The organism is Streptomyces sp. NBC_00057, assembly GCF_045041165.1.
Taxonomy (GTDB): Bacteria; Actinomycetota; Actinomycetes; order Streptomycetales; family Streptomycetaceae; genus Streptomyces.
Genome location: NZ_CP108256.1, coordinates 3,643,652 through 3,657,547, shown reverse-complemented (window position 1 = coordinate 3,657,547; position 13,896 = coordinate 3,643,652). Strand labels below are relative to the sequence as shown.

The window sequence follows — 13,896 nt, the reverse complement described above, 5'->3', positions numbered from 1 at the left end:
ACGACGGGCGGGGGAGCGCAAGTGGCAGTGGCCGGTCTCGCGGTGACGGCGGTCGTGGTGCTCGCGCTGCTCGTCGGCGTGCACCGATATCTGTGGCGCCGCTTCGTCGGTGACACTACGGCCGAGGGCAGCGCCCTGCGCCGAACCGGCGCGGTGGCCGCCTGCCTCCTGCCGCTGCTGACCATCGGCGCCCTGGTCTCCGGCCGTACGGGTGCGCCCTTCTGGCTCCAGCGGGTGCTGGCCTGGCCGGGGTACCTGTGGCTGGCCGCGCTGCTGTATCTGACGCTGGCTCTGCTGGTGGGCGAGGCGGCGCGGCCGATTCTGCGACGGGTGCTCGCGGGCCGTGCGAAGGGGTCGAGTCGGTCGAATCGTCCGTCGGTGACGAAAGTGCTCACGCCCGAGGCCGCCGACGCCCCCGCAGCGGACATTCTCGTCGCCGATGCCCCCGCCGCAGACACCCTCGCCGTTCCCACGCGCCGTCTGTTCGTGGCGCGGGCCGTCGGGGGTGCCGCAGCCGTCGCCGGACTCGGCACGGTCGGCTACGGCACGTACGGCGTGCTGCGCGGGCCGCGGGTCAAGCGGATCACCGTCCCGCTCGCCAAGCTGCCCCGCTCCGCGCACGGCTTCCGGATCGCCGTCGTCAGCGACATCCACCTCGGCCCGATCCTCGGCCGCGCCCACACCCGGCGGATCGTCGACACGATCAACCGGACCCAGCCGGATCTGGTCGCCGTCGTCGGGGATCTCGTCGACGGAACCGTCGTCGACCTCGGTCCGGCCGCGGAGCCGCTGGCGCAACTGAGTGCCCGCCAGGGCAGCTTCTTCGTCACCGGAAATCACGAGTACTACTCCGGCGCCGAGCAATGGGTTGATCACGTAAGGGAATTGGGGCTTCACCCCTTGGAGAATGCCCGGATCGAGATCGACGGATTCGATCTCGCGGGCGTCAATGACCTTGCCGGGGAGAGCGAGGGGCAGGGGCCCGACTTCGATCGCGCGCTCGGCGACCGGGACCGTACCCGCGCCGCCGTCCTCCTCGCCCACCAGCCCGTCGTCATCCACGATGCCGTCGCCCACGGCGTGGACCTCCAGCTCTCCGGCCACACCCACGGTGGCCAGCTCTGGCCGGGCAATTTCATCGCCGAGTTGGCCAATCCCACGGTCGCCGGGCTCGACCGCTACGGCGACACCCAGCTGTACGTCTCGCGTGGAGCGGGCGCCTGGGGGCCGCCCGTACGGGTCGGTGCACCCTCCGACATCACCGTCGTGGAGCTCGCCTCCCGGCAGGCCTGACACTCCGTCGACGGCCTGTTGCAGACCTTGTCGATCGACTCAAGGTTTCAAGTGCCGAACAAAAGGCTATGAGTCCCACTTTTGCTCTTCCAGATGTGAAAATCGTGTGATTGGCTGAGCGCGAACATGCGGTGATGTGCGTATCTGAGCACAACGCCGAGGTGGGGCTGGTAAGGGAGAGCACGGCAATGCGGTCGATCCGGCTACGGATTCTCACGATTCTCGCGGTTTTGGTCATCGCAGGCGTCGGCGCCTGGCAGCTGCTTCCCTCGGACGAGGTGAAGAAGGACCCGATCGCGGTCGGTACGACGGACGAAGTCACCTCGCTCGACCCGGCGGGTGCGTACGACGCCGGTTCCTGGGCGATGTACAGCAACATCTATCAGTCCCTCATGACGTTCAAGTCCGGGGCGGTCGTCCCCGAACCCGACGCCGCCGAGAGCTGTGGGTTCATCGGCCAGAAGCTCCAGACGTACCAGTGCGAGCTGCGCGACGATCTGTTCTTCTCCAACGGTCGCAAGATGACCGCTGCCGATGTCAAGTACTCCATCGAGCGCATGATCAGGATCAAGACGGCTGTCGGTCCGTCGGTGCTGTTCCCGAGCCTCAAGAACGTGGTGGCCGAGGGCCGCACCATCACCTTCAATCTCTCCTCGCGCGATGCGACCTTCCCGCAGAAGCTCGCCACGGGAGCCGGTTCGATCGTCGACCGCGAGTCGTACCCGCCGAACAAGCTTCGGGCCGGAAACACGGTCGACGGCTCGGGCCCCTACATCCTGAAGTCGTACCGGCCGGGCGCCACCGCCGAGCTGGTCCCCAACCCCCGGTACAAGGGTGCGCTGAACAAGACCGGTGTCCCGGTCATCGTGCACTACTACAAGGAGTCGGACGGACTCCTGGCGGCCTGGAAGTCCGGACAGATCGATGTGACGCACCGCCAGCTGCCGCCGGCCACACTCGCCGAGCTGAACCCCGGCGACCCCGATCTGCGCGTCACCGAGGCGGACAGCGCCGAGATCCGCAATCTCGTCTTCAACGTCCGCGACGGCTCCCCGTTCGCCGACAAGAGGGTCCGGCAGGCCATCGCGTCGATCATCGACCGCGGACCGCTGGTGACCGATGTCTACAAGGGCACGGTCGAACCGCTCTACTCGCTGATCCCTCAGGGCTACATCGGGCACAGCACACCGTTCTTCGACGCCTACCCCTCGCCCGACCCCGAGCGCGCCAAGAAGCTGATGCAGGAGGCCGGTGTGCAGACGCCGCTGCCGATCACCTTCGCCTACGCCGGCGGCGACGAGGCGTACGCGAAGGAGACCGGGGAACTGCGCCGCCAGCTGGAGGCGGACGAGCTGTTCAAGGTCACGGTCAAGGCCGTCGACGACTGGCAGAAGTTCCAGAAGGAGTACGCGGCCGGCAAGTACGACATGTACACCGTAGGCTGGCTCCCCGACTACCCGGACTCCGACACCTTCAGCCAGCCGCTGGTCGGCCGCAACAACAGCCTCCACAACGGCTACTCCAGCAAGAAGGTGGACGCCCTGATCGGAGCCACGCAGCAGTACGGCGACCGCGGCCGTACCTCGGCGGACTTCAAGGAGCTCCAGGCGCTGGTCGGTGAGGACGTGCCGCTCGTGCCGCTGTGGCAGAAGAAGGACTATGTCGTCAGCACGACCGATGTCTCCGGTTCGCAGTACCTCTCGGACGGCACCGGCCTCTGGCGGCTGTGGGAACTGAAGCGGATCTGACGGTCCGCCGCGCCGGACCCGGCGCGTACGACGGATCCGAGGGGCGGCCTCCCGGCACTGCCGGGAGGCCGCCCCGCTGCCTGGGGGCTGCCTAGGCCCGACGCTTCGCGGCGCCGGGCAGGAACTCCTCCAGCACCTCGTGAATCTGCCGCACCAGCGGTCGCAGCGCCCGGAACCGGGAGAGTGCGATGGCTCGGGCACCGATCGGGGCGGAGCGCTCGACCAGGCGGCGGCTGCGTTCGGTGTGCTCCGTCCGGTCGTACACCCAGTAGAGCACCAGGCCCATCTGCATCAGCCACATCAACTGCGGCAACAGCTCGGCCAGTTCGGGATCGGTTTTGGCGTCGGAGCCGGCCAGGCACCGCCGGTGGATGGAGATCGCCGCCTCGCGGGCCGCGACCGAATCCGCCGAGAACGGGCTGAGCGGGCTCTCCGGGTCGGCGGCGTTCTTGAAGAACTGAGCGGCGAAGCGGTGGTACGGCTCCGCCACGTCCAGCCACGTGAGCAGGACCCCGCGCATCCGCACCGCGAGGTCCTTGTCGCCGTTCAGGACCGGCTGGACCGCCGCTTCGTGCTCGGCGGCGAGCCGGTCGTAGAAGCCCTGGACGAGGTGTTCCTTGTTCGTGAAGTAGTAGTAGGCGTTCCCGACGGAGACGCCGGCCTCCTGGGCGATGGCCCGCATCGTCGTCTTGTCGTAGCCGCGTTCCTGGAAGAGCCGGAGCGCGGTTTCGAGGATGAGTGTGCGGGTCTGCTCGCTCTTGGGAGCCTTGACTTCCTTCACGTCCTTCGCTTCCTTCACCACAGTCCCGAGGGTATCCGCCCCGGTCAGTCCCCAGGTCCGGGGACCGTACAGGCACTGTCCCCGTCGCCGCACGGTGCCGCGGTCAGTGACCGGTACTTCGCGGCGGCGAGCACGGTCGCCCGGGCGAACGGGCGGCCCGTCGGGGTGGTCAGCCAGTGGGACCTGGGCCGGTGTTCGGCCAGCGCCCAGAGGCAGACGATCCATGCGTCGGTCCCGCGGTAGATCTGCCCCCGGTCGCCGATCACGGTGATCTCGTCGAGCGTCCCTGCGTGGTCGAGTCCGGGAAAGCGGCGGCGCGCCTCTTCGGAGGCCGCAGGGACGAGGTCGAGCGGGACGAGCTGACGCTGCTTCATCAGCCACTGGCGCAGATGGGCGCAGAGCGAGCACTGCGCGTCGTACAGCACCGTGAGGCGTTCGACGGACAGCCGCTGCCCGCCTGTTCCGGCCGTCATGGCGCGCTCAGGCCTTGGTGGCGGGTGCGGCCCACGGACCGTTGCCCGGACCCGTCCAGCCCTGTGGCGGTACGGGCGGGGTCTGCTCACGCTCCATCAGGCTCCTGCGGCGGATCTTGTTGAGCACATAGACGTTGCCGAGGTGCAGCACGCCGAGGACGAGCAGGACGACGCCGAGCTTCACCGACAGCGCCTCGAAGAGCCCGCGGGCGTCGGCGACCCCGTTGTCGTTCCTCAGATAGAGGGTGACGAAGCCCAGGTTGACCAGGTAGAAGCCGACCACCAGCAGGTGGTTGACGGCATCGGCCAGTTTCTCGTTCCCGTGCAGCACATCGGCGAGGAACACCCTGCCGTTGCGGCTGAGCGTGCGCGCCACCCAGACGGTGAGCGCCATGCTGATCAGCAGGTAGATGACGTACGCGACAACAGTGAGGTCCATGCCCCACCCTCCCTTGAACGCGTTCAAAAGCGGTTGTCATGGACTGTAGACCTGTCTTTGAACATGTTCAAGCAGGTACCTCGGCTGCCCGCTCCTCCTGCTTGCCGGGCGCCCCGAAGCGCCGTACGCCCGGCACCGCCGCCGTCGCCAGGCAGGCGGCACCGACCGTCACCGCAGCGACGGCCAGGGGGACTTCGGCGCCCCAGGCCGAGGCGGCGAGCGGGGCCAGTGCATATCCGAGCGGCATCGCGCCGAGGGAGAGCAGCCAGTCGTACGAGGTCACGCGGGCCAGGGCGTGCGCGGGCACGGCGGACTGGACCGAGGTCTGCCAGACCGGGTTGAGGAAGCCGAGCCCGGCCTGTGCGATGCCGTACGCGGCGATGGTCACGACAACGGGCGCGTGGACGGCGAGGAGGCCGAGCGGGAGGGCGTACGTGGCGAGGCCCAGGTTGGCGATCAGGACCGGGCGGCGGGGGTGGGCCCGGCCGGCCAGCAGGGAGCCGAGGAGCAGGCCGACCGCGCCGGTCTGGAGGAGGGCGACCCAGACGCCCTTGCCGCCCAGCTCCCGGACGAAGAGCGACGGACCCACGGTCATCAGGACGGCTGCCGCGCCGTTCCAGGCGGCGTGGGCGATCAGGCTCGTCCAGTACCAGTCGCGGCCCCTGACCTCGCTCCAGCCCTCCTTGAGGTCGGTGAGCAGGGAGCGTCGGGGGATGGGCACATGCCGGACCTTCATGGCGCACAGCAGTGCCGCGCTCACCGCGAAGCTGGCGCCGTCCAGCACGAAGGCCCAGCCCGGGCCCGCGGTGAGGATCAGGGCTCCGGCGAGGGCCGGGCCGCCGAGCCGGGTCGCGCTGTTGACCACCGCCATCAGTGAGTTGGCGTGCAGCAGCCCCGACTCCGCCACGGTGCCGCGGATCAGCGGTGACACGGTCGGCATCGCGAACGCCCCGGCGGCGCCGCCGATCGCCTCGGCGAGGGCGATCTGCCAGAGCGCGGGGGAGCCGCCGAGCAGCTCCGCGCCGACGAAGAGCTGGGTCACGCACCGTACGAGATCGGTGGTGAGCGCGACGGTGCGGGCGTTGAAGCGGTCGCCCACGACGCCGCCCAGTGGCAGTAGGAGCAGCTTGGGGATCATCGCGCATCCCAGGACCAGGGCGAGCGCTCCGGTCGATCCTGTGGCCAGATAGACGGCCAGGGAGAGGGCGGTGGGGATGGCGGAGTCGCCGAGGAGGGAGAGGGTGCGTCCGATGAAGAGCAGGCGGAAGGCGCGCGTGCGCAAGGGGTGCGGCATGCGCGCAACCTATTTCGGTACCGAACTATTCGTCAATGAAATATCTGGCTCCGAAGTGTGGTCGGGTGCCGGGCGTACGCTTTCCCCATGGAACGACGCGACTGGACCGACGGACATGTGGAGCGCTGGAAGCCCGTCCTTCCCGACCTCGATCCCGATGTCGAGGGCGCGGTGATTCGTATGAAGAGGCTCTCCGTCCATCTGCGCCGGGTGCGTGAACAGTCCCTGGTCGACTTCGACCTGGACCGCCAGGAGTTCGACACGATCCACAAGCTGGCCGGACGCGGCGGGAAGGCCGCCCCCTCCGAGCTCGCCGCCGACCTCGACCTCGCGCCCGCCTCCGTCACGGGCCGTCTGGACGCGCTCGAACGGCGCGGCTTCGTCCGCCGTACGCCCTCCACCACCGACCGCCGACGGGTCGATGTGGAACTCACCGACGAGGGCCGCTCGACCTGGCTGGGCGCGATGGACGTCCTCGGCCACGAGGAGTACCGGCTCCTCGGCGTCCTCGACAAGGACGAACGCACACTGCTCAACGACATGCTGCGGCGCATCATGGTGGTCGCCGAGGACCGGGGCGGCGCCGAGTGGGACTGAGGCGCGGGGTGCCGGGCGCTCAGCCGGCTCGGTCGTCAGGGTCTCTGGCGACGTGATCGTCGCCTCCAGCCCCTCGGTGTCGGTGCCGAGGGGCTCGTAACGGGCACCCGGTGCAAGATGGCGGCCCTTGACCGGGCTCAGAGCCCGTCGGGCAGCACGATGTTCCCGCCCCGGGCCCGGGTGGACTCGGCGAGATCGCAGACCGGCCCGGCGTACGCATGGAGCCGGTCACGATCCAGCACGACGACGGCGACGGCGTGCTGGAGGCGGGCCATCCCTGCGGACCGTCAGATGCTCATCCCGCGGGCCGTGTTGAGCTGGGCCATCACCATATGGAAGGTCTCCGGGCCGGTCGCCGGGATCATCGTCGAGTGGTGTCTGCCGCCGCTGGTCACCGAGACCTGGATGAAGCCGGTCGTCTTCTTCTCCTTCATCAGGAGGAAGAGCAGACCGACCAGGCAGAGCAGTGCGAAGACGATCGCGAGCACGATCGCGACCGTCGGGATCTTCTCCTCGGTGCGCGACAGGTCCGTGGCCGTCCACACGGCGCCCTTGAGGGGCATCGTGCCGGCCGGCGTCACGATCTGGTCGTTCATGACGGTGATGTCGCCGAACGTCAGCATCGGCACACCGCCGCCGGGCGGCAGGCCCGGCTGCTGCGGATGGCCGTAACCGGGCATGGTCGGCTGGCCCGCCTGCTCCGGGGGGTAGCCATAGCCGGGGCCGGGCTGGGCCGCGGACTCGGGCAGCTGCTGCGGGTAGCCGTAGGCCGGCGTGCCCGAGCCGGGCAGGCCATGCCCCTGGCCGTCCGCGACGGTGGGCGGATTGCCCGGCTGCTGGGGAGGCCCCCACTTGTATGAGTCGTCCGCGTACGGATTCGGATCGCTCAACGTTCCCCGCTTTCGATCAAGCCTGTGCGCCCCGTGCCTTGCTGCGCCGGAGGCGGCGAACCGGTGTCCGGTTCCGCATGACCGTACCGTCAAGACCCGCGCGGTGCAGCAAGAGGCCCCGCTTCCCGCAGTGTTCGTGCGGAAAACGGGGCCTCGGATGCAACTGGTGCGCCAGTGGCGGTCAGAAGCGGCGCGTGATCAGCGCCCGCTTGACCTCCTGGATCGCCTTGGTGACCTCGATGCCACGCGGGCAGGCGTCCGTGCAGTTGAAGGTGGTGCGGCAACGCCACACGCCATCACGGTCGTTGAGGATCTCCAGGCGCTGCTCGCCGCCCTCGTCGCGCGAGTCGAAGATGAAGCGGTGGGCGTTGACGATCGCCGCCGGGCCGAAGTACTGGCCGTCGTTCCAGAACACCGGGCACGAGGACGTGCACGCGGCGCACAGGATGCACTTGGTGGTGTCGTCGAACCGCTCGCGGTCCTCGGCGGACTGCAGACGCTCGCGGGTCGGCTCGTTCCCCTTGGTGATGAGGAAGGGCATGACATCGCGGTACGCCTGGAAGAACGGGTCCATGTCGACCACGAGGTCCTTGAGGACCGTGAGGCCCTTGATGGCCTCGACCGTGATCGGCTTCTCCGGGTTGATGTCCTTGATCAGCGTCTTGCAGGCGAGCCTGTTCTTGCCGTTGATCCGCATCGCGTCGGAGCCGCAGATGCCGTGCGCGCAGGAGCGACGGAACGTCAGCGTGCCGTCGATGTCCCACTTGATCTTGTGAAGGGCATCGAGAACACGCTCCTTCGGGTCGATCTCGATCTGGAAGTCCTGCCACTGGGCCTCGTCGGAGACCTCGGGGTTGAAGCGGCGGATCCGGAAGGTGGCCGTGATGTACGGGGAGGCGGACTCCGCTTCCACCTTGTCCATAGTGGGGGTAGCCATCAGTACTTACGCTCCATCGGCTGGTAGCGGGTCTGGACGACCGGCTTGTAGTCGAGCCGGATCGACTCGGTGCCGTCGTCGGCGACCTCGCGGTACGCCATGGTGTGGCGCATGAAGTTGACGTCGTCGCGGTTCGGGTAGTCCTCGCGGTAGTGACCGCCGCGGGACTCCTTGCGGGCCAGCGCGGAGGTCGCCATGACCTCGGCCAGGTCGAGCAGGTTGCCCAGCTCGATGGCCTCCAGGAGGTCCGTGTTGAACCGCTTGCCCTTGTCCTGGATGGACACGTTGAGGTAGCGCTTGCGCAGCTCGGCGATCTTGTCGACGGCCGTCTTGATGGTCTGCTCGGTGCGGAACACCATCACATTGGCGTCCATGCACTCCTGCAGCTCCAGACGGATCGCCGCGACCCGCTCGGTGCCCGTCGAGTTGCGCAGCCGCTCGACCTGGTCGACGACCATCTGCGCCGGGTTCTCGGGAAGCTCGACGAAGTCGTGCTTCGCGGAGTACTCGGCGGCGGCGATGCCCGAACGGCGTCCGAAGACGTTGATGTCGAGCAGCGAGTTGGTGCCCAGACGGTTGGCGCCGTGCACGGAGACGCACGCGACCTCGCCGGCGGCGTACAGGCCCGGGACGACGGTGGTGTTGTCGGCCAGCACCTCGCCCTCGACGTTGGTCGGGATGCCGCCCATGGCGTAGTGCGCGGTCGGCTGGATCGGAATCGGGTCCGTGTAGGGCTCGATGCCGAGGTACGTACGCGCGAACTCGGTGATGTCCGGGAGCTTGGCGTCCAGCTGCTCCGGCGGCAGGTGCGTGAGGTCGAGGTAGACGTGGTCGCCCTCGGGACCGCAGCCGCGGCCCTCACGGATCTCCGTGTAGATGGAGCGGGACACGACGTCACGGGACGCGAGGTCCTTCATGACGGGCGCGTACTTCTCCATGAAGCGCTCGCCGTCCTTGTTGCGGAGGATGCCGCCCTCACCACGGGCGCCCTCCGTCAGCAGGATGCCCATGCGCCAGATGCCCGTCGGGTGGAACTGGAAGAACTCCATGTCCTCCAGCGGCAGGCCGCGGCGCCAGGCGGCGGCCTGGCCGTCACCGGTCAGGGTGTGCGCGTTCGACGTCACCTTGAAGAACTTGCCGGTGCCGCCGGAGGCGAAGATGATCGCCTTCGCCTGGAAGACGTGGATCTCGCCGGTCGCCAGCTCGTACGCGACGACGCCCGCGGACTTCTTCAGCCCGGTCTCGGGGTCCTCCTGGAGCAGGAGGTCCAGGACGTAGAACTCGTTGAAGAACTCCACACCCTCCTTGACGCAGTTCTGGTACAGCGTCTGGAGGATCATGTGGCCGGTGCGGTCCGAGGCGTAGCAGGACCGGCGGACCGGGGCCTCGCCGTGGTTACGGCTGTGGCCGCCGAAGCGACGCTGGTCGATACGGCCCTCGGGCGTGCGGTTGAACGGCAGGCCCATCTTCTCCAGGTCGAGAACGGAGTCGATGGCCTCCTTCGCCAGGATCTCGGCGGCGTCCTGGTCGACCAGGTAGTCGCCGCCCTTGATCGTGTCGAAGGTGTGCCACTCCCAGTTGTCCTCTTCCACGTTGGCGAGCGCGGCGGCCATGCCGCCCTGCGCGGCGCCCGTGTGGGAGCGGGTCGGGTAGAGCTTCGTGAGCACGGCGGTACGGCTGCGCTTCGTGGACTCGATGGCCGCCCGCATACCGGCGCCGCCGGCGCCGACGATGACGGTGTCGTACTTGTGGATCTGCATGATTTCCTCTGGTCCCTCTGGCCCGGCGCCTAGCGGATGTTCGGGTCGAAGGTGAAGATCACCAGCGTGCCCAGCAGGACGGTGAACACCGTGGCGGTGTACAGCAGCATCTTCAGCCAGAAGCGGGTGTTGTCCCGTTCGGCGTAGTCGTTGATGACCGTACGGAGGCCGTTGGCGCCGTGCAGCATGGCCAGCCACAGCATCGCCAGGTCCCAGACCTGCCAGAACGGCGAGGCCCAGCGGCCCGCCACGAAGGCGAAGCCGATCTTGGAGACGCCGCCGTCCAGCACCAGCTGGATCAGCAGGTGGCCCAGGACCAGGACGACCAGGACGATGCCCGACAGGCGCATGAAGAGCCAGGCGTACATCTCGAAGTTGGTGCGCGAACCCTTGGGGGTCTTGGCCGTCCGCTGACGCGGGGGCTCGATGACCGGGGCCGGGTGGTCGACGTCGTAGAGGCTGACGCCCTCGACGGAGCCGATCGCGGCGGAGGACTCGGTGGACATTGGCCTCAGCTCCCGAAGACTTCGCGTACGGCGTGGCCGAGGACGGGGTACAGGGCCCCGACCATCAGCACGACCCAGACACCCACGACGGACCAGAGCATCTGCTTCTGGTAGCGCGGGCCCTTGGCCCAGAAGTCCACGGCGACGATGCGGAGACCGTTCAGCGCGTGGAAGAGAATGGCGGCCACCAGGCCGTATTCGAGGAGCGCGACGATCGGCGTCTTGTACGTGGCCACGACGTCGTCGTAGGCCTCGGGGGAAACGCGGACGAGAGCGGTGTCCAGGACGTGTACGAACAGGAAGAAGAAAATGAGGACACCGGTGACTCGATGAGCCACCCAGGACCACATGCCTTCCCGGCCGCGGTACAGCGTTCCAGCCGGCACGGAAGAACCCTCCGGGAGCGGGGATTGGGGCCGGCCGGCTTGACTGTCGGTCTGACCCGGCCGGGTACGGTCCACCGGCCCCGGCCATCGTAGCGACGGTTTGTCGGTTCGTTCGCGCGGGGGCCTCTGGTGTGATCAAAGTGGCAATCAAACAGCCACGGACGGGCTAGAACGGACTGGGCGGCAGGGCTGACCGGCCCCATTCCGTTATGAACCCGATACCAGCTCGATGATGCGGCCCCGGGCGAGTCGCCGCATCTCGTCCGCGGTGACCACCCGCTCCTGGTCGGGGTCGTGACCCAGCCTGGCACGGATTCCGGCGAGCACCTGGTCCGGCTGTTCGGCGGGCTCGAATCCGTCCAGGCAGATCACGAAGACATGGCCGAAGCGGCACTCGTACGCCGCGTGCGCGGCCCGGAGCGCGAGGTGGGCGGAGTACGGCGCGGCGTGGTGCAGTCCGGGGGAGACCTCGGCGGCGAGTGCCTCGGCGAGATCCGGCGGGGACAGGTCGTAGCCCGCCTCGTCGGCGGCGGCCAGCAGCGTGTCCAGGTCGGGGTACGGGCGGTGGGCGGCCACCCGCCCGGCCCACCGCCGGCTGCCGAAGCAGTCCAGCAGGGCGGCCTCGGCCTCGGCGGACGGTGCGGTGTTGAAGCGGTCGAGCTCCGGGGCGTCGGCCCGGTCCTGTGCCGGCCCGGATTTCTGGACGGGTACGGCCGTCCGGGTGGCCGGTCGCCGCAGTCGCTTCGGGAGGCCGGCGTGGGACTCGCTGGACCTGGACAGCGTGGGCTCCTCGAATCAACGGCATCGGTGAACCTGGAATGGGGCGGGACGGGTGAGACCAGGCGGATGCAGGGTGAAGGGAGAGACGAATGTGCCTCAAAGGTAGCGAGGCCGGGCAACGGTCGTCCGACGGATGCGCGAACTTCACCCGGACGGGAGAGTTTCGGAACGTCTGTTGGGCCGTATTTCAGGAAGATTGCCTGGCTATCTCCTGACTTATGCTCCATTTCCCATCGATGCCGGAGGTTTCTGACCGATGTCGCCCTCACGCGGCGCTCTTGTGGCCGGTGCGCTCCTCACCGCGGCGGCTGCCGCGACGATCGCCGTCGTCGTCTGGCCGGAAAGCTCCGACAGCGGACTCGCGGGGGAGTCGGGATCCCGCACGCCCTCGCGCGCCTCGGCCGCCCCCTCGCCGACCCGGAGCTACCCGCTCTCCACTCCGCCCCGCACCATCCCCGCCGTACGCGAGCACATTGCCGCCCGCGGCCCCGGCTGGCGGCCCGGCCCGGCCGCCGGGGTCGTCATCGCCGACGGCAGCGGGACGCTCGCGGACGAGGGGCAACTGCTCGCCGAGGAACTGAAGATCCACTACCGGGGTGACGTCCCCGCCCGCGCGGGCGATGTGGAGCTGGCCCTCACTCCCGGCAAGGGCAACCCGGAGTCGTACACCCTCAGAACGCACGACGGGCGGGTCACGATCAGCGGCCCCGACCAGGCCGGTGTCTTCTACGGAACCCGAACCCTGAAACAGTCGGTGCGCGCCGACGGCGAAATGCCCGAGGGCGAGGTACGCGACCGCCCCGACCGGCCGCAGCGCGGCCTCAACCTCGACATCGCCCGCAAGTACTACACCGTCGCCTGGATCGAGGACCGGCTGCGCGAGATGGCCGACCTCAAGCTCAACCAGCTCGGCCTGCACTTCTCCGACGACCAGGCGTTCCGTATCCAGTCCGACACCCACCCCGAAGTGGTCTCGCCGCAACACCTCACCAAGGCGGAGGTGCGGCAGATCCTCGGCCTCGCGGGCCGGCTGCACATCGAGGTCGTCCCCGAGATCGACTCCCCGGGCCATCTGGGCGCGGTCCTGCGCGCCCACCCCGACCTCCAGCTGCGCAATGTGTCGGGTGCGCGCTCGACCGGATCGCTCGACATCTCCAATCCGGGGGCGGCGAAGCTCATCGATGAACTCCTCGGCGAGTTCACCGAGCTGTTCGGCGGCCGGTACTGGCATCTCGGCGCCGACGAGTACCGCGCCCTGATGGCGAAGGACCCGGCCGCCTCGTACCCACAGCTGCAACGCGCCGCCCAGCAGAAATACGGACCACAGGCCGGCATCAAGGACCTCGCCACCGGCTGGCTCAACGACCGCGCGGCGGTGGTGCGGCCGCACGGCAAGCAGCCCAAGGCCTGGAACGACGGCTTCTTCCGCGACGGAGTCGTCCACGCCGACAAGGACATCGAGGTCGAGTACTGGACGGGCAGGGAGTACGGCGCCCGGCTGCCGGAGGAGTATCTGCGCGAGGGACGGCGCGTGGTGAACCTCAACGACGAGTTCCTCTATTACGTACTCGGTCAGCCCAACAACTTCGTCTACCCCACGGGCAAGCGGATCTACGAACAGTGGACCCCGCTCGTCCTGCGCGGCACCCAGCCCGTCCCGGCGCGCTACTCCGGCCAGATCCTGGGCGGCCGGTTCGCGGTGTGGGGCGACCTCCCGAACGCGCAGACCCCGGCGCAGGTGGCGCAGGGCATCCGGATGCCGCTGCGGGCGACGGCCCAGAAGCTGTGGGACCCGGGCAAACCGGCGCTGAGCTGGGATCAGTTCCGGGCACTGGCCGCGCGGATCGACGGGGTGGGCTGAGCGGGGCGGACCGGATTCCCCGTGGACAGGGGGGTGGGCAAGGGTTACGTTCGCATGCCGCGCGCTCCGGGGGAGGGGCGCGCGTTCCTTGCGCTTCGAGCTCAGAATCCTGGGGGGTTCCACATCGTGCTGTGCTCCACCTGTCATCTCA

General features: G+C 68.8%; 15 protein-coding genes. 4 read left to right on the top strand and 11 right to left on the bottom strand.

From position 1 onward, the window contains the following. The first annotated feature begins 21 nt into the window (after positions 1-21). On the top strand, positions 22-1,293 hold the full coding sequence (locus OG953_RS16880) for a metallophosphoesterase (protein ID WP_405685146.1): 1,272 nt from the start codon (positions 22-24) through the stop codon (positions 1,291-1,293). Positions 1,294-1,481: 188 nt separating this feature from the next. Then, positions 1,482-3,041: an ABC transporter substrate-binding protein gene (locus tag OG953_RS16875; RefSeq protein ID WP_405691874.1), complete on the top strand. Its 1,560-nt coding sequence runs from the start codon at positions 1,482-1,484 to the stop codon at positions 3,039-3,041. Between the two features lie 91 nt (positions 3,042-3,132). On the opposite strand, the gene OG953_RS16870 is transcribed toward OG953_RS16875, so the two are convergent. The 4 genes from OG953_RS16870 to OG953_RS16855 form a co-directional block, all read right to left on the bottom strand. Next, positions 3,133-3,843: a TetR family transcriptional regulator gene (locus tag OG953_RS16870; RefSeq protein WP_405685144.1), complete on the bottom strand. Its 711-nt coding sequence runs from the start codon at positions 3,841-3,843 to the stop codon at positions 3,133-3,135. Positions 3,844-3,866: 23 nt separating this feature from the next. Further along, on the bottom strand, positions 3,867-4,295 hold the full coding sequence (locus OG953_RS16865; protein ID WP_405685142.1) for a thiol-disulfide oxidoreductase DCC family protein: 429 nt from the start codon (positions 4,293-4,295) through the stop codon (positions 3,867-3,869). Positions 4,296-4,302: 7 nt separating this feature from the next. Continuing rightward, positions 4,303-4,734, bottom strand: coding sequence for a hypothetical protein (locus OG953_RS16860; RefSeq protein ID WP_405685140.1), 432 nt, complete (start codon positions 4,732-4,734; stop codon positions 4,303-4,305). 67 nt (positions 4,735-4,801) lie between these two features. Further along, on the bottom strand, positions 4,802-6,028 hold the full coding sequence (locus OG953_RS16855) for an MFS transporter (RefSeq protein WP_405685138.1): 1,227 nt from the start codon (positions 6,026-6,028) through the stop codon (positions 4,802-4,804). Positions 6,029-6,115: 87 nt separating this feature from the next. On the opposite strand from OG953_RS16855, the gene OG953_RS16850 reads away from it, so the two are divergent. Beyond that, the gene (locus OG953_RS16850) at positions 6,116-6,625 is read left to right on the top strand and encodes a MarR family winged helix-turn-helix transcriptional regulator (protein ID WP_398631255.1); all 510 of its coding nucleotides are present in this window, start codon (positions 6,116-6,118) and stop codon (positions 6,623-6,625) included. A 137-nt stretch (positions 6,626-6,762) separates the two neighbouring features. Here OG953_RS16850 and OG953_RS16845 read toward each other — a convergent pair whose 3' ends face one another. From OG953_RS16845 to OG953_RS16815, 7 genes are all read right to left on the bottom strand, one after another. Further along, positions 6,763-6,900 (bottom strand): hypothetical protein, encoded by a 138-nt coding sequence (locus OG953_RS16845; RefSeq protein WP_405685136.1) that lies wholly within the window; start codon positions 6,898-6,900, stop codon positions 6,763-6,765. Positions 6,901-6,912: 12 nt separating this feature from the next. Then, entirely contained in the window at positions 6,913-7,515 is a 603-nt protein-coding gene (locus tag OG953_RS16840) for a hypothetical protein (protein WP_405685135.1), read from the bottom strand. Positions 7,516-7,696: 181 nt separating this feature from the next. After that, a complete protein-coding gene (locus tag OG953_RS16835) occupies positions 7,697-8,452 on the bottom strand; it encodes a succinate dehydrogenase iron-sulfur subunit (RefSeq protein ID WP_405685133.1) in 756 nt (251 codons plus the stop codon). Next, positions 8,452-10,212, bottom strand: coding sequence for a succinate dehydrogenase flavoprotein subunit (gene sdhA, locus OG953_RS16830; RefSeq protein ID WP_405685131.1), 1,761 nt, complete (start codon positions 10,210-10,212; stop codon positions 8,452-8,454). Before sdhA ends, OG953_RS16835 begins: the two co-directional genes overlap by 1 nt. 29 nt (positions 10,213-10,241) lie before the next feature. Then, positions 10,242-10,718, bottom strand: coding sequence for a succinate dehydrogenase hydrophobic membrane anchor subunit (locus tag OG953_RS16825; protein ID WP_389791155.1), 477 nt, complete (start codon positions 10,716-10,718; stop codon positions 10,242-10,244). A 5-nt stretch (positions 10,719-10,723) separates the two neighbouring features. Further along, entirely contained in the window at positions 10,724-11,104 is a 381-nt protein-coding gene (gene sdhC, locus OG953_RS16820) for a succinate dehydrogenase, cytochrome b556 subunit (RefSeq protein WP_093900148.1), read from the bottom strand. 207 nt (positions 11,105-11,311) lie between these two features. Beyond that, positions 11,312-11,842: a 2-oxo-4-hydroxy-4-carboxy-5-ureidoimidazoline decarboxylase gene (locus tag OG953_RS16815; RefSeq protein ID WP_405691873.1), complete on the bottom strand. Its 531-nt coding sequence runs from the start codon at positions 11,840-11,842 to the stop codon at positions 11,312-11,314. Positions 11,843-12,140: 298 nt separating this feature from the next. Between OG953_RS16815 and OG953_RS16810 the strand changes: the two genes are divergently transcribed. Further along, complete coding sequence (locus OG953_RS16810) at positions 12,141-13,745, top strand: beta-N-acetylhexosaminidase (protein WP_405685129.1); 1,605 nt, start codon at positions 12,141-12,143, stop codon at positions 13,743-13,745. The last annotated feature ends 151 nt before the right edge of the window (positions 13,746-13,896 follow it).